Annotated in this window: 14 protein-coding genes; 12 read left to right on the top strand and 2 right to left on the bottom strand. The window is 64.7% G+C overall.

Annotation, left to right across the window (positions count from 1 at the left end; all coding sequences use genetic code 11):
- The first annotated feature begins 61 nt into the window (after nt 1–61).
- The 9 genes from Q8P38_06665 (at nt 62) to Q8P38_06625 (ending at nt 9868) form a co-directional block, all read left to right on the top strand.
- The gene (locus Q8P38_06665) at nt 62–562 is read left to right on the top strand and encodes an NUDIX hydrolase (GenBank protein MDP4014282.1); all 501 of its coding nucleotides are present in this window, start codon (nt 62–64) and stop codon (nt 560–562) included.
- Nucleotides 563–2608 carry a DUF6049 family protein gene (locus tag Q8P38_06660; GenBank protein MDP4014281.1) on the top strand — a complete coding sequence of 682 codons (2046 nt, stop codon included), beginning with the start codon at nt 563–565 and terminating at the stop codon, nt 2606–2608.
- Nucleotides 2601–4322, top strand: coding sequence for a murein biosynthesis integral membrane protein MurJ (gene murJ, locus Q8P38_06655; GenBank protein ID MDP4014280.1), 1722 nt, complete (start codon nt 2601–2603; stop codon nt 4320–4322). Before Q8P38_06660 ends, murJ begins: the two co-directional genes overlap by 8 nt.
- Nucleotides 4323–4384: 62 nt before the next feature.
- Entirely contained in the window at nt 4385–5830 is a 1446-nt protein-coding gene (locus Q8P38_06650; GenBank protein MDP4014279.1) for a hypothetical protein, read from the top strand.
- 29 nt (nt 5831–5859) lie between these two features.
- A complete protein-coding gene (gene sigM, locus Q8P38_06645; protein ID MDP4014278.1) occupies nt 5860–6486 on the top strand; it encodes an RNA polymerase sigma factor SigM in 627 nt (208 codons plus the stop codon).
- Nucleotides 6483–7199 (top strand): hypothetical protein, encoded by a 717-nt coding sequence (locus tag Q8P38_06640; GenBank protein ID MDP4014277.1) that lies wholly within the window; start codon nt 6483–6485, stop codon nt 7197–7199. The genes sigM and Q8P38_06640 overlap by 4 nt, the downstream gene beginning before the upstream one ends.
- 103 nt (nt 7200–7302) lie before the next feature.
- Nucleotides 7303–8244: a thioredoxin-disulfide reductase gene (trxB, locus tag Q8P38_06635; protein MDP4014276.1), complete on the top strand. Its 942-nt coding sequence runs from the start codon at nt 7303–7305 to the stop codon at nt 8242–8244.
- Nucleotides 8245–8325: 81 nt separating this feature from the next.
- On the top strand, nt 8326–8652 hold the full coding sequence (trxA, locus tag Q8P38_06630) for a thioredoxin (GenBank protein ID MDP4014275.1): 327 nt from the start codon (nt 8326–8328) through the stop codon (nt 8650–8652).
- A 37-nt stretch (nt 8653–8689) separates the two neighbouring features.
- Entirely contained in the window at nt 8690–9868 is a 1179-nt protein-coding gene (locus tag Q8P38_06625; GenBank protein ID MDP4014274.1) for a peptidoglycan-binding protein, read from the top strand.
- A gap of 8 nt (nt 9869–9876) precedes the next feature.
- Here the strand turns inward: Q8P38_06625 and Q8P38_06620 are convergent, their stop codons facing one another.
- Nucleotides 9877–10017 carry a hypothetical protein gene (locus tag Q8P38_06620; GenBank protein ID MDP4014273.1) on the bottom strand — a complete coding sequence of 47 codons (141 nt, stop codon included), beginning with the start codon at nt 10015–10017 and terminating at the stop codon, nt 9877–9879.
- Between the two features lie 65 nt (nt 10018–10082).
- Here Q8P38_06620 and Q8P38_06615 point away from each other — a divergent pair, with 65 nt between their 5' ends.
- The 3 genes from Q8P38_06615 (at nt 10083) to Q8P38_06605 (ending at nt 13522) form a co-directional block, all read left to right on the top strand.
- Nucleotides 10083–11399: a PLP-dependent aminotransferase family protein gene (locus Q8P38_06615; protein ID MDP4014272.1), complete on the top strand. Its 1317-nt coding sequence runs from the start codon at nt 10083–10085 to the stop codon at nt 11397–11399.
- A gap of 10 nt (nt 11400–11409) precedes the next feature.
- Nucleotides 11410–12396, top strand: a complete 987-nt coding sequence (locus Q8P38_06610; protein ID MDP4014271.1) for a D-alanine--D-alanine ligase — start codon at nt 11410–11412, stop codon at nt 12394–12396.
- 157 nt (nt 12397–12553) lie between these two features.
- A complete protein-coding gene (locus tag Q8P38_06605) occupies nt 12554–13522 on the top strand; it encodes a hypothetical protein (protein MDP4014270.1) in 969 nt (322 codons plus the stop codon).
- Nucleotides 13523–13812: 290 nt separating this feature from the next.
- On the opposite strand, the gene Q8P38_06600 is transcribed toward Q8P38_06605, so the two are convergent.
- Nucleotides 13813–14808, bottom strand: a complete 996-nt coding sequence (locus Q8P38_06600; GenBank protein MDP4014269.1) for a ParB/RepB/Spo0J family partition protein — start codon at nt 14806–14808, stop codon at nt 13813–13815.
- Nucleotides 14809–14866 lie beyond the last annotated feature (58 nt).

Below are 14866 nucleotides of genomic sequence, written 5' to 3'. Positions count from 1 at the left end.
AGAGTAGGTGGTGCGGCGTCTGAATGTGCCCTGGGGCCAGCGACGCCTATATCGTGGCTGCATGGCGAACCGGCAGCACCGAGGACCTGTCGGGCCGCCAAGGCCCACGCACCGGCTTGGAGACCGCCCCAAGACGGCTCTTGAGACAAGCGCGGGGGGGCTTGTCGTCGACAGCATGTCCGACGACGCGCATGCCCTGCTGATCTCGCGGTATGACCGGAGAAAGCGGCTGATCTGGTCATTCCCGAAGGGCCACGTGGAGGAAGGCGAGACCGATCAGCAAGCCGCCATCCGAGAAGTGAAGGAAGAGACAGGGATTGCCGCACGGGTCGTGGAGCCACTCGGCCCCATCGACTTCTGGTTCATGGCCGAGGGCAGGCGAATCCACAAGACCGTCCATCATTTCCTGATGCTCGCTGAGGGGGGCGAGCTCTCCGCGGAGGACCCGGAAGTCGTGTCAGTGGAATGGGTACCACTGAAGGCGGTAATCGGCCGACTGGTGTACGCCGACGAGCGCAAGTTGCTCAAGAAGGCCCAGGCCATGATCTCGGAGCGTGGTTAGGTGACAGTCCGGCTGAATCGAGTGATGGCCGCAGCGACTGCCCTCAGCCTGATTGTGCTACCGGCGGTGGCAACCGCTTCGGTGGAGGCTGCCGCTCCGCCACGCGCGCAGCAGGCTGATCAACAAGCGCTAGTGCTCATCGAGTCCGTCACGCCCGCCGTACCGGGCCCGAAGTCCAAGCTAGTCATCCAAGGCCGCGTCGCGAACAACACGGGCGATGCTGTGGACAGTCCAGCAGTGCAACTCCGTTGGTCGCCAGAACCGCTGACATCGAGATCAGAGATCAGAGAAGTGCTGCGAGGCTCAACGCTCCGCGAAGGCATTCCGGTCCAAGGCACGCAACGGGATCTCGGCCAGCGACTGGAGCCCGGGCAGCAGGCGGGGTTTCGAATCCGGTTGCCGATCAGCTCTCTGGCGCTGGGCCCGGGCGCCGGTGTCTACGCGTTCATGGTGGAGTCGACCTCTGGCGGAGTCCCAGTGGGGAGAGCGGGAACGGTAGTTCCTTGGTTCCCCCCAAAGGCTCATTACGAACCGACCGGCCTGGCCCTCATGTGGCCCGTAGAGCAACTGCCCGACGTCGCCGCGGACGAGCTGGTAATGGCGCCCCAACTACCGGAGGACTTCGGGGCGGACGGCCGCCTGACCCGCTTGGTGAGTGCGGGGTCCGGCCACGACGTGGCGTGGATGGTCGACGCCGCGACCGTCGCTACGGCAGCGGGATTGTCCGACGGCTATCGAATCCTCGGGCCTGATGGCCCCCAGCCAGGAGACCGCACCGATGACGCCAGGGCGTTCCTGGCCCAGCTCGCGACCGCGTTGAGCCAGAAGGCCGTAACGCTTCCCGGCTACGCAGCGGCCGATGCCGACGCTCTCCAGCGCGCGGGGCTGGTGTCACTCGTGGTGCGATCGGCGTCTCTTCCTAGTACCACCGCGAGCGAGTATCTGCCCGACGCGACTACGACTACCGCCTATGTGCCCGCAGGCGGAAGAGTCGACGACGACACTATGCGCGCGCTGGCCGACGCGGGCGTGCGCACTTTCGTGCTCTCGGACAGGGCCTTCCCCCCGGACCCTCCCCTGAACTACACACCCACCGGTGCGACCGCGGTCGACATAGCCGCGAGTACCGTGCGTGTTCTGCTGGTCGACAGTCCCCTGCGCCGCACGCTGGCCGCCCCGACCCAAACGGCAGCTCAACGCAGTTCGGCCTCCCAACGCTTCCTGGCCGAAACCGCCATGATCACCCTTGAGCGTCCCAACGAGCCACGTCAGGTCGTCGGGATGCCGCCCGCGTTATGGGATCCGCCCCCGGGATGGACCGCTGATCTTGTTGCCGCGCTGGAGAAGGCGCCGTGGGTCCGCCTGATTCCGCTCAGCCGGGTAGGACTCACCGGCCAGGTGCCGCGATTCAAGTCTCCCTACCGCCAGGCACAGCGGAAGTTCGAACTACCCAGCGGGTACGTGTCCAGGTTGCGTTCCCTGGAGCAGCGCCTGACTTCCCTGACGGCCATCGTGGATGATGCCACCGGCTTCGGCGAGACCTTCACCCTCGCCCTACAGCGCGCCGCGTCGGCGTTGTGGCGTGACCGCGCGGAGTCCCGCCAGCAGTTGGTCGCCACCATCAGCCGACAGCTCAGGGAAGAGAAAGCGAAAGTGCGAGTCGTGTCGAGCGGCACGGTAACGCTGTCCGGCGACAGCGGTGTTCTGCCACTAACGATCGCGAACGACTTGGATCAAACGGTCACCGTCGGGATCCGCCTGCGCACCGCGAACCAGGTTCGGCTTCAGTACGGTCAGCCGAAACCCCTGACCATCCGCGCGAAGCAGAAAGCAGGGATTGAGCTGCCAGTCAGGATCGTAGGCAGCCAGCCGATGGAGGTGGCTATCGTGCTCACCGATCGCGACGGCAACGTCTATGACGCCAACGCGACCCTGGAACTACGATCCACGGCGGCGAGCAGTATTGCCGCCGCAGTGGCGATCCTCGCTGGCGTTGCCTTGCTGATACTTGTCGGAATCCGATTCTGGCGTCGAGCCCATGGCTGAGGACCCGACGTACGAATCCGTCAACGAGGGTGAGGCAGACGCGGCCCTGGAAGCCCAATCCGGTTTGCTTCGCAACAGCGCCGTGATGGCCAGCGGCTCGATCCTGTCGCGAATCACCGGGATCGCCCGCGACATCACCCTCACCGCGGCCTTGGGCTTGGCGACCACAGCGGACGCCTTCACTGTCGGCAACTCCCTTCCGGGCATCGTCTACGTGCTCGTGATCGGCGGAGCCCTAAATGCCGTCTTCGTGCCGCAGCTCGTGCGCCGCATGAAGGATGACCGCGACGGTGGACAGGCCTACACCGATTCGCTGCTGTCCCTGACCGTGGTGATCCTTCTCGTGGTGAGCGTCGCCGCCGTGGCCCTAGCGCCCTGGATCGTCAGCCTGTACGTCACGAGCGACTTCTCCGAGGGTCAGTTCAGCATGACCGTTGCCTTCGCGCGCTACTGCCTGCCACAGATCTTCTTCTTCGGCCTGTACACGATGCTGACGCAGGTCCTCAACGCCCGGGGCCGGTTCGGGCCTCCCATGTTCGCGCCGATCCTGAGCAACTGCGTGGCGATCGCGACGTACTTGTCGTTCTTCCTGATCGTTGGACCAAGCGCCGCGTCAGACGGACTGCTCACGGCGCAACAGACCGCGTGGCTGGGACTTGGAACAACACTGGGGATCGCGGCCCAAGCGCTGATCCTGCTTCCAGTCGTCGCCAGATCCGGATACAAGTGGCGATTCTCCAGGCGCTGGCGCGGGATGGGGATGCGCAAGGCGGGCCGGTTGGCTGGGTGGACGCTGGGTCTAGTGGCAGTTACCCAACTGGCATTCGTCGTCGTCTCCCGGCTCGCGACCCAGGCCAACGTGAACGCGGCCGAATCCGGACAAGCATCCGCGGGTCTGCGCACATACACGCTCGGCTACCTAGTGTTCATGATCCCTCACGGAATAGTCACGGTCTCAATCGTGACGGCCATGCTTCCCAACCTGTCCCGTACGGTCCATGCCGGGCTCTGGCGGGCCGCGGGCCTTGAGATCGGCCACACAATGCGCCTGGCGGCGTCAGTCATCACGCCAATCGCCTTGGTGATCCTGCTGGGGGCGCAGCCTTTGGTCGGTTTGCTGTTCCAGTACGGAGCCACCAACGCCGCCGCCGCCGCCCAGCTGGGGTCCGTTGTGAGCATCTTCATTCTTGGGCTGCTGCCGTTCACTTTGTACTACGTCCTACAGCGTGGCTGGTACGCCGCCGAAGACACACGCACGCCATTTCTATTCGCACTGCTCTTGAACGCGGTCTTCGTCGGAGCGGCGGTGCCGCTGTTCTACAGGGCGGGTCCGGGGGCAGGTCAGGTCGAAGCACTGGCCTTCGCCTTCTCCGCCGCGAACTGGGTCACATTCGTTGTCGCCTGGCCGATGCTGCGACGCGAATACGGGTACCTCGACACGCGTCGCACGCTGAGCACGCTGGCGCGCATCGCCGTGGCCGGTGCGGTCGCTGTCGCGGCGGCAGTACTGGCGCACCGCCTCGTCCTGCCGAACTACGTCGTCGGCGGCACGAGAGGCAGCGCCTTGGTGGACCTGGCCGGGATCGCCATCTTCGTGCTGGGTGGGTTCGCCGTGACGGCGTGGATCCTGCGAGTCTCCGAGTTCCGCGAGCTCGTCTATTGGATCTGGTCACACACACCGATGAGCGGGCGACATCAGACTCCAACCGAGTAGACGCGCGGCTCATCAGGCGTTCGAATCACCGTTCAGGCTGGCTCGTACCGTAACCTGGAACGGTGACCGTCGGAACTGAACGTGGACTCTCAGGCCGCCACGTTGGACGCTATGTTCTGGACGATCTGGTAGCTGAGAGCAACAACACAGCGCTTTGGCGCGCCACCGACCCCGCGCTGCAGCGCCCTGTGGGCGCCCGGCTGATGCCAAGGTCCGACCCCAAAGCCGAGGCCCTTCGTGACGCCGCCCGTCGAGCGGCCAGCGTTCACGACCGCGGAGTTGTTCGCGTACTGGACGTCGTGGAGACAGATACCCACCTGGCCGTGATAACCGAATGGGTCCTGGGGAACAGCTGGTCTGAGCTGCTGTCGGACACTTGGAGCCCGCAGGAGTCAGCCACGGTCGCGCTTGAGGTCGCTCGTGCCTTGGAGTCCGCCCACGCGGTCGGCGTACCGCACGGCCGGATCAGGCCGGACTCGATCATGATCACCGACACCTCGGAAGTTCGCCTTCGGGGGTTGGGAGTCGAGGAAGTCCTTTGGGGATGTGACCCGCCGGATGACCCGTTCCGCTCCGACCTTCATGGCATCGGGTCACTCCTTTACGTCGGGCTCACCAAACGGTGGCCAGATCCCACCGGCCGCCAAAAAACTGTCGACGGCATCGAAGTCGCTCCGCTGGCCCACGGGACGATCCCGCTGCCCTCAGCCATGGTCGCCGACAGGCCAGGTGAGCTCGACCGCGTAGTGGCCCGAAGTGTCATCGGCGCGGACAACCCTGGGCACCTGACCCCCTATGCCAACGTCACCGAATGCATCCAGGATCTCGACAGCGCGATGAGTTCGGTGCAGTCATACGAGAATTCGGGCACGTACGAGGAAGCCACCCAGTCACGCACGGATCGCGTCTTCAACCGGATGAGCACAGCGGCTGTCGTCCTCTTCGCCGCGGCTGGACTGGCCCTGCTGATCTGGCAGTTCCTCGCCAACGGCGCCGCAGACGCGAATTTGACACAGGCGGAACCGATCGCGTCATCGCCAGCGCTCGCACCGTTCGAGTCTCCGCTGCCCGAGGCGGCGTTCCCCGTCGTGTCAGTCAAGGATTTCGACCCAAGCGGCGACGGCTCGGAGAACCCGGATCTAGCGCCCTTGGCAGTGGATGCCGATACCGATTCGGCGTGGCGAACAGTCAGCTACCTGTCATCGAGCATGGACCCCAAGACTGGAGTTGGACTGCTGCTTGATCTTGGCGCGACTCGCCCCGTCGCGGCAGTCGATCTGAAGCTGTCCGGAACTGGAACAGACTTCGAGATCCTCACTAGCAAGCAGCGCCACGGATCCCTGTCCGACTTCCGCCGAATGGTAAGCGTCACGAGCGCGGGAGACGCCATCACGGTCCGGATCCCGCGCCCCCTGTCGGCGCGCTACGTCCTGGTGTGGCTAACCGGTTTGCCCTACGACGAAGTTGGCTACACCGGCGGTATCGCGGACGTCAGGATCCTGGGCTAGGTCATGCCGCTTCGTAGGCTGCTTACCCGATGACCGACAGCGACAACACTGAGAGCAGCGACGAGGAACTACTGCGGGGTCACGTAGGCGGCGATCCGGACGCCTTCGCGGTGTTAGTGCGTCGCCACTCCGACAGACTCTGGGCAGTGGCTCTGCGCACGTGCCGGGATCCTGAGGAAGCGTCGGATGCCCTGCAGGACGCGATGCTGTCGGCTTTCCGGAGAGCTGAGACATTTCGTGGTGAAGCCAAGGTGAGCACATGGCTTCACCGGATCGTGGTCAATGCCTGCTTCGACAGGCTCAGGGCGAAGAAGTCCCGGCCGGTTATCCCCTTGCACGAGGACGAATCCCACCTTCAGGTTTCCGACGGTCGCGACCCGATCGCCGAACACGACGAGCGGATGAACGTGTGGGGGGCACTCGCTCAGATTCCGATCGATCAGCGCGCCGCGATCGTCCTTGTCGACCTCGAGGGCTGGCCGGTCGAGGGGGCCGCGCAGATCCTCGGGTGTCCATCAGGAACAGTGAAGAGTCGCTGCCACCGCGGGCGCGCCCGATTGGCGGAGCTGCTCACGGCGGGGAACCCTGTCACCCCGGAATCCGTCACAACCATCGATCCCGCGAAACAGAACCCGCAGAAGGGAACCGGCGAATGACACGGCCCGACCCACCGGAGCGCGAGCCCGACGCGTGGGTGCGGGAACTTCTGGCCGCCCAGCCCCGTCCGCGAATCCCCACGGATGTTCTGGCACGCATCGAGGCCGCCACAGCCGAAGAAGCCCGCGCCCGGGCCGCGGCTGGCGTCGGGCGTGATCAGCCCAGGTGGCGCCGCTACCCGCTGGCGAAGCTGGCGGCGGCCGCATCCGCGGCGGCCGCGATCGCCGCACTGGGCCTGGTACTCGGGCCCCAGCTGGCTAGCTCTCCCTCGACTGTCGCGACTGAGGCCTGCCCCGTCATCGTCGAGGACGCGGACCTGATCGCGATCTCGCATCAGACCGGCTCGGATTTCGCGGCCGCGAACCTGCCGAGCCTGGTGGGGGGTCTCCTGGCGAGCCAACCGGGATGCGAGGCGGGCCAGCCCCTTTCCGCGACAACCGATCAGTTCATGAAGTCCAAGGGGGACATGGCCGCCAGGACCCCGAGCATAGGTCCAACCGAACTGGACCATCCGTTCTTTGATCAGCGACGGTGCGTGGAGTCGGCCGCCCAGGGGCTTCCTGTGATGACGGTTGACCGCGGCTACTTTGGCTCAGTCCCGGTGACGCTGGTGGTTGTCTCCGTTTCCGTGGGCGATGCGCGAATCCTCATCGCAGACTGTCAAGCTGGGGGAGAATCCCGAATCCTGCAAGAGACGAGCTGGCAGTACTGATCACCTCAAGCTGTTCCGGGAATGGCTGCCCCCATAAGATCGTTGATGTCCGCGAGGGCGAAGCGACAGCTCACGCGAAGAGACCAACTACGACGGAGAAACCGTGACCGAAACACGTGATGTCATCATCATCGGGTCCGGACCCGCCGGATACACCGCGGCCATCTACGCGGCACGCGCCCAGCTGCACCCAGTGGTGCTCGAGGGGTCTGTAACGGCGGGCGGGGCCTTGATGAACACAACCGATGTTGAGAACTTCCCTGGCTTCCCCACCGGTATCTTGGGTCCCGAGCTGATGGGGCGCATGCGCGAGCAAGCCGAGCGCTTTGGGGCTGACCTCATCACCGACGACGCCGAGTCGGTCTCGCTGTCAGGCGAGGTGAAGTCCGCGGTCGACGGCGCTGGCACGCGGCATCAAGCTCGCTCAGTGATTCTGGCGACGGGTTCTGGGTACAGACAGCTGGGCTTACCCGGCGAGCAGCGGCTGTCTGGGCACGGTGTGTCCTGGTGCGCGACCTGTGACGGGTTCTTCTTCAAGGATCAAGACATCGCGGTCGTTGGAGGAGGCGACTCCGCGGTGGAGGAGGCGACATACCTGACGCGCTTCGCACGATCGGTGACGATCATCCACCGGCGAGACAAGCTTCGAGCGAGCAAGATCATGGCTCAAAGCGCCGAGCGCGACCCGAAGATCAGCTTCGCCTGGAACAGCCAGGTCTCGCAGGTTCATGGTGAAGACAAACTCTCGGCTGTGACGCTCACGGACACGCGGACATCACAGACACGAAGGCTGGCGGTGACAGGCTTGTTCATCGCCATCGGCCACGACCCACGTTCGGAACTGCTTGGCGGACAAGTCGACCTGGACGAGTCCGGATACGTGATCGTCGACCACCCAAGCACGCGCACGAGTGCGCCGGGAGTCTTCGCCTGCGGCGACCTTGTCGACCACCGTTACCGCCAAGCGATCACAGCCGCCGGCACCGGGTGCGCAGCGGCCCTGGACGCCGAACGATTCCTGACCGACGCAACCGAGTCCCATTAGGAGGTCGAACCGTGCCAATGCCACAAGCGCTGAATACGGTGCTGGCCGATAGGGTGAAGCGAAACGACGGACGGAGGGCCAATGGCTCAATTCTCTAAGACAGTCACGGACGCGTCTTTCCCAGAAGACGTGCTCAAGTCGGACAAGCCTGTGCTTGTGGATTTCTGGGCGGAGTGGTGCGGACCTTGCCGGATGGTGGGCCCCGTGCTCGAGGAGATCGCCCAAGAACACGCGGACACTCTCGTGGTCGCGAAGGTCAATGTGGACGAGAACCCGCAGACCGCGGCCGCGTACGGAATATCGTCAATACCGACACTGAGCGTGTTCTCATCCGGAAGGCTCGTCAAGCAGATCGTGGGAGCCAAGCCAAAGCGCGTCCTGCTGCAGCAGCTGGCCGACTACCTGTGACCAGGGTCCGCACGCTCGTCCTGCTCGCCATGAAGTGATGACTGGGCTGGTGTTCCGGCTGGGGGATCGCGGCCCAGCTGTCGCGGAGATTCGCGCGCGACTGGCAAGGCTCGGCCTCCTACCGGGTTCCCTGTACGCCGAGGAGCATCGTGACGATGACCCGCTGCGGTCGGGTCCCTCAGAGCCTCAGGAGGATCCCTCCCTGTGGGAAACGACGGGCCTAGTGAGCGCGGATTTCGACACGGAGGTGGAAACTGCGGTACGCGAGTTTCAGAGGCGCAGAGGGATAACCGCCGACGGTGTCGTCGGACCTGAGACGTTTCGTCGCCTAGAGGAAGCCCGCTGGCGTCTGGGCGACCGAATCCTGTGCTACGGCACACCGCACACGACCGTGGGCGAAGACATCCTCGATCTGCAGCAGAGGCTCAACGCCCTTGGGTTTTCCTGCGGCCGGGAGGACGGCCGTCTGGGTCCTCTGACGGACCGCGCGATTCATGAATTCCAGCGCAACACAGGTATCGGCGCCGACGGCGTATGCGGACCGTCGACCTTCCGCGCTCTTGGTCAGCTGAGGCGAACGGTCGGCCACTACTCCAGCCAATCGGTCCGCGAGAAGTACTCCCTCCATGAGCTGCGTACGGGGGTGCGGGGCAAGCTCGTGGTGCTGGATCCCTGCGTCCGCGACATGCCCGACCCTGGTTCTCCGCAGGCGACAGAGGCGGCGATCACCGCAGCCATTGCCGCGCGAATCGAAGTGCATCTGAACGAGATTGGCGCGCGAGTACTGGTGACCCGTTCCTTGTTTGATCCGCCATCCGCATCAACGACAGTCGAAGACCGCGCGCGGATGTGCAACGAACTCGGGGCGGACTTGGTCCTGTCGATCGGGGTTAGCCACAATCCGGACCACCCCGGTGGGCCAGCCACCTACTTCTGGGGTCGCGAGCAGGGAACACAGTCATTGCCGGGTCGGCTGGCAGCCAATCTCATAAGCGAGGGCATCACCGATCTCACCGGTACTCCCGGACGCGGAAGCTCTCCGAGAACATCAGACTTGCTGCGCCTGACGAGGATGCCAGCGGTCAGGATCGAGCTTGGCAACCTAATGCAGCCGGGCGACCGCCAGAAGCTTGCCGACGCAGCTGTCACCGAAGCCGTGGCGCGTTCCATCGCCAAGTCTGTGGAGCGCTTCTTTGAGCCCGAACCGGCTGTGTGAATCCAGACTCAGGACTCGCCGTTCAACTCGACGCGGTACCGCGATACGCGGTGCGGCTTCAACAGCGACCAAGCGAAGCCCGCCATCAAACCAACTCCGAAGCCAAGTAGCGCAATTACGACGAGTCGGATTGGGCTTATGCGGGACACTCAGGCATCGTAGGCATAGGACCCGCCGCGAGGCGACCCAGAAGCACGACGAGGAGGAGGCACGAGTGCCCACGCCGCCACCTGGCCATCCCCACGGTTCTCGCCTGGACCCGTGGGTCGGGGCGTACGCCCAGCGTGCGCGGTCGATGGCGGCATCTGAGATTCGGGCACTCTTCGCTGTGGCTTCCAGGCCCGAAGTCGTCTCCCTCGCCGGCGGAATGCCATTCGTCGAAGCTCTGCCTCTGGCGGAAGTGGCCGACACGGTCGCCAAGCTGATCCGTGACCGCGGCGAGATCGTCCTTCAATACGGCTCAGGGCAGGGAGACGTCGTGCTGCGAGAGCAGATCCTGGACGTCATGAGTGACGTGGGGATCCACGCGCACTCCGATGACGTCGTGGTCACAACCGGCTCGCAGATGGCACTGGACCTCGTGGTCAGAGTGTTCTGCGATCCCGGCGATGTCGTGCTCGTCGAGGCCCCAAGCTACGTCGGGGCGTTGGGCGTGTTCCGTGCCTACGAGTGCGACGTGGTCCACGTGCCCATGGACTCCGACGGACTAATCCCGGCCGCGCTCGAAGACGCGATCAGGGCCGTGCGTGCCAGCGGCCGCAAACCCAAGCTCATCTACACAGTGCCTACGTTCCATAACCCGGCTGGCGTGACGCTGCCAGCCGCGCGGCGCCATGACGTGCTCGAACTGGCTCAGCGCGAGAACATCTTGCTCTTGGAGGACGACCCCTACTGCCTGTTGGGCTTCGACGGCACCGTCCCGCGCGCGATGCGGGCGGACGATCCCGAGCAAGTCGTATACCTCGGGTCGTTCTCCAAGACGATCGCGTCGGGCCTGCGCGTCGGCTGGGCCGTCGCGCCCCACGGAGTCCGCGAGAAGCTCGTGCTCGCCGCTGAGGCGGCGGTTCTGTGCCCATCCAACTTCACGCAGGGCGTTGTTTCTGAGTACCTGGCCACGCAGCCTTGGCGTAAGCAGGTGGATGTCTTCAGGGAGTTGTACAAGGAGCGTCGGGACGCGTTGCTGAGTTCCATGTCGGCGCACATGCCCGCTGGCACAACTTGGACGGTACCTGGCGGAGGCTTCTACTCCTGGGTCACGCTGCCGCCAGGTTTGGATGCCACGGCGATGCTTCCCCGCGCGGTCGCGGCGCTGGTCGCCTACGTGCCTGGGACCGGATTCTTCGCCGATGGTCAGGGTCGGCAGAACATGCGCCTGTCGTACTGCAATCCGACCGCTGAACGAATCCGTGAGGGAGTCAGGCGACTGGCGACCGTTCTGGAGCAGGAACTTCAGATCGCCGAGACCTTCGGAACAGCCACTACCTTGCACACACCCGCCGGCACTTCCGTCCCGGCACCCGACCTGGCCTGAAAGGACGCGCATGCAAGCACATTCCGGCCACCCGGCCAACATCGGGGACCATCAACTCCTGATCCTGTGCGGCGGCCTCTCGCCGGAACGGGATGTCTCAATCAGGTCCGGCAGGCGTGTGGCCGAGGCCTTGCGCGACTCCGGCTGCCAAGTAGCGGTGTGCGACGTCGACGCCGAGCTGCTGCCGCATCTGGCGCAGAGCCGTCCGGATTGCGTCCTGCCGATGGTCCACGGCTCCGCGGGTGAAGACGGCTCACTGGCCGATGTCTTGCTGAGCCTGCGCCTGCCATATGTCGGTTCCACACCAGACGCGGCGCGGATCTCCTTCGACAAGGCAGTGGCAAAAGCGCTGGCCCGGAGGTGGGGGATCCCTACGCCCGACTCCGTAGCACTGCCGCATTCCCTGTTCCGCGAACTTGGGGCTTCCACTCTTCTGACGCACTTGGTGGACCGACTCGGCCTTCCGATGATGGTCAAGCCCAGCAAGGGTGGGTCGGCGCTTGGTGCCTCTATCGTTCACGAGTCCGGCGACCTGCCGTCAGCGCTAGTTGGCGCGTTCGCGTACGGAGACGCCGCTCTCATCGAAAGCTACGTATCCGGCACTGAGGTAGCTGTCTCCATCATCGAGACCGACACTGGACCCGTTGTCCTTCCGGCCGTGGAGATAGTCCCAGACGGGGGTTTCTACGACTACAACGCTCGCTACGTCGCAGGCCTGACCGAGTTCTTCGCACCGGCGCGCCTTTCCGATGAAGTCGCATCGCGAGTGGCGCAGCTCGCCCTTGAAGTGCACAGTCGCCTCGGGCTGCGCGACTATTCCCGAGTCGACCTGATAGTCGCCGACGACGGCAGCCCAACATTCCTGGAAGTCAACATCGCACCCGGCATGACCGAGACTTCACTCATGCCTCAAGCCCTGCAGGCGGCCGAGCTGGATCTGGGAGACGTCTTCTCCGCGCTGGCACGGACCGCGATCACACGTGGGCTGCCCTCGTAGGAGCGGTCCCTTGACGTGAGGGGTCGCTGTCTCGTCGCGTTCGCCGTCAAGCAGACAATGCGGATATTTCGAGCTTGCCGCTTGCTGTTGGGTACCCTAGATGCCGCCATGCGCGCCTTAGTGTTGTTTCCGTGCCGCCCCGAGACAGTGTGTGTGCATGGGTTGTAGGCCAAGGCGCGGGATTTGGGTTGGACTTGCATCCGTCGCCCTGATCGCCGGTGCCCTGACAGCTGTCGCTGTCACGCCGGCGCAGGCTACGAACACCGCTCCGGTCGTGTCAGGCTTGACGGCGGGCTTCGCGATGCAGCCTGCCGCGAACGGCACATCGGACACGTATCAGATCAATGCGGAGATAACCGATGCGGACACTCTGCTTGATCTCAACACAGTCACACTGTGTCTGTACCACACCACTCAGGGCACTTCGACCTGCTCGTCGACTGATGCGCAGAACACCATGAAGATCGTCTGGACTCAGGCGACTAACGCGTTCGCGCTCACCTCCGGGGCTTCGACGTATTGGGCTGATCAGACTTCTGTCTCCAACTACGTTGCCACCAACACCGCGATGGTCATGAACTTCAAGTTCAAGATCAGTGAGGCAGCGCTGCAAGGAGCCTGGACCGCAGCGGTCACCGCGCTCGACACTAGCGCCGGAGAGGACTCCGCGGCCGACGCGAACTACTCCGTCGCCTACTACGGCGCTATTAACACTCACCGTGTGCCACAGGACTACGGGACGTTGGCGAAGGATGCAAGCGCCACCGCGCAGAACATCTCCCACGGCACGCTGCAGGCCAACGGCGCGTCCAACATCTACTACTCGGTGGCGGACCTGACGGACGGGACGACGACGATGACGAACGCTGGAGGTTTGGTTACTGCGGCGCCCACAGTCACCGAGTTCGCACTCGACTGCCTTGGCGGCTCGGCTACCTATGACAACACCGGTGCGGTTCGGATAGGTGCGGGTGCGACCGAAGTGCATTCGAACATTCTGACCGGCGGGGCGGTGGAGGGCGGCAACAATACGAACGTCGCATCCTGCCGTCTGACCTCAGGTGGTCGGGTCCCGGCCGGGACCTACAGCGGGGCCGTGACGGTGACCGTTGGCCCGGCGTCGTAGCAAGGAGCCAGCGCGCCGCGACGAGTTGCCGTGAGCCTCATGGTCGCTGGGCTGCCCTCAGAGGCCGTAGGGCCATCTCGCCACGGGATCGGAGGATCAAGTTCATCCCCAGCTGGCACCATCTTCTCCATCCAGCCTGGGGCGGATTTACGGCCCGTCCAGTTTCTGCTCATCAAGAACACCGGAAGCGGCAAAGCAACGGTGGCTGTTCTGGTGGCGGCCGTGGTGGCGACCATTATGGGTCGATCTCCGCGCGAGCTGGGCCCGTGGCCTGGCCTGCGCGCGCTGGATCACCCGCCTTCGCGGCCTGACTGGATGATCTCGACGATCCTGACTAGATCCTCGACAGCGGCGAACTCGACAATCAGGCGACCCCTACGGCGGCCGACCTCGATACGCACTCTGGTCTCCAGGTGATCCGAAAGCCTCGCGGCCGCCTCCCGGTACTCGACTGGAACCTGGGCCGGCGAGCGAGGCTTCCTGGGTGCCTTTGATTCCTTCTCCCCGACGATCACCAGCTCCTCGACCGCGCGAACGCTCAGTCCCTCGGCAACGACACGTCCCGCCAGCTCCTCCAGGCGATGCGGGTCGCGAACACCTAGCAGGGCGCGGGCATGACCCGCGCTCAGGACGCCTGCCGCCACGCGCCTTTGCACCGATGTGGGCAGCTTCAGGAGACGCAGAGTGTTGGCGATCTGCGGCCGCGACCGCCCGATTCTCAACGCCAACTCCTCTTGCGTGCAGGCGAAGTCCTTGAGTAGCTGACTGTACGCCGCCGCCTCCTCAAGCGGGTTGAGCTGCGCGCGATGCAGGTTCTCCAGCAGAGCGTCGCGCAACATCGCGTCGTCCGCGGTCTTGCGGATGATCGCCGGGATTCGGTCTAGTCCAGCCATCTGGGCAGCGCGCAACCGCCGCTCACCAGCGACGAGTTCATGCCCGCGGGTCGTCGGCCGCACAACGATCGGTTGAAGCAGCCCGATTTCGGCGATGGAGTGCGCGAGCTCGGCGAGTTCATCCTCGTCGAACGCTTGCCGGGGCTGTGCCGGATTCGGGTGCACGTCACCTACCGGCAGCTCCGCGTACACCATCTGCGGTGCGTCGGCCAGGCCTGGCGCGTCCGTGGCCACCCTTTCAGTGGCGGCATCCGGCGTGGCGGTGGGCAGCGCTGGAACGACTTCGACCTGAGAATCCCGCAGGTCGATGACGCTCGAATCGCCTCTCCCAGGCACACTGCCGCTCGGGATCAGGGCACCCAATCCCCGCCCAAGTCCGCGTCGCTGACTCATGATCTTCCCTTCTCGTCGCCCCTAGACCTCAGTGCCCGACAGCAACCACACAGATAGC

The organism is Candidatus Nanopelagicales bacterium (assembly GCA_030700225.1).
Classification (GTDB): domain Bacteria; phylum Actinomycetota; class Actinomycetes; order S36-B12.
This window is presented reverse-complemented; position numbering and strand designations above follow the sequence as displayed.

What these genes read in the sequence shown, in the direction of transcription:
- Q8P38_06665 (MDP4014282.1), top strand. Translation starts at nt 62, where the DNA reads ATGGCGAACCGGCAGCACCGAGGACCTGTCGGGCCGCCAAGGCCCACG.
- murJ (MDP4014280.1), top strand. Translation starts at nt 2,601, where the DNA reads ATGGCTGAGGACCCGACGTACGAATCCGTCAACGAGGGTGAGGCAGAC.
- sigM (MDP4014278.1), top strand. Translation starts at nt 5,860, where the DNA reads ATGACCGACAGCGACAACACTGAGAGCAGCGACGAGGAACTACTGCGG.
- Q8P38_06640 (MDP4014277.1), top strand. Translation starts at nt 6,483, where the DNA reads ATGACACGGCCCGACCCACCGGAGCGCGAGCCCGACGCGTGGGTGCGG.
- trxA (MDP4014275.1), top strand. Translation starts at nt 8,326, where the DNA reads ATGGCTCAATTCTCTAAGACAGTCACGGACGCGTCTTTCCCAGAAGAC.
- Q8P38_06625 (MDP4014274.1), top strand. Translation starts at nt 8,690, where the DNA reads ATGACTGGGCTGGTGTTCCGGCTGGGGGATCGCGGCCCAGCTGTCGCG.
- Q8P38_06610 (MDP4014271.1), top strand. Translation starts at nt 11,410, where the DNA reads ATGCAAGCACATTCCGGCCACCCGGCCAACATCGGGGACCATCAACTC.
- Q8P38_06605 (MDP4014270.1), top strand. Translation starts at nt 12,554, where the DNA reads ATGGGTTGTAGGCCAAGGCGCGGGATTTGGGTTGGACTTGCATCCGTC.
- Q8P38_06600 (MDP4014269.1), bottom strand. Translation starts at nt 14,808, where the DNA reads ATGAGTCAGCGACGCGGACTTGGGCGGGGATTGGGTGCCCTGATCCCG.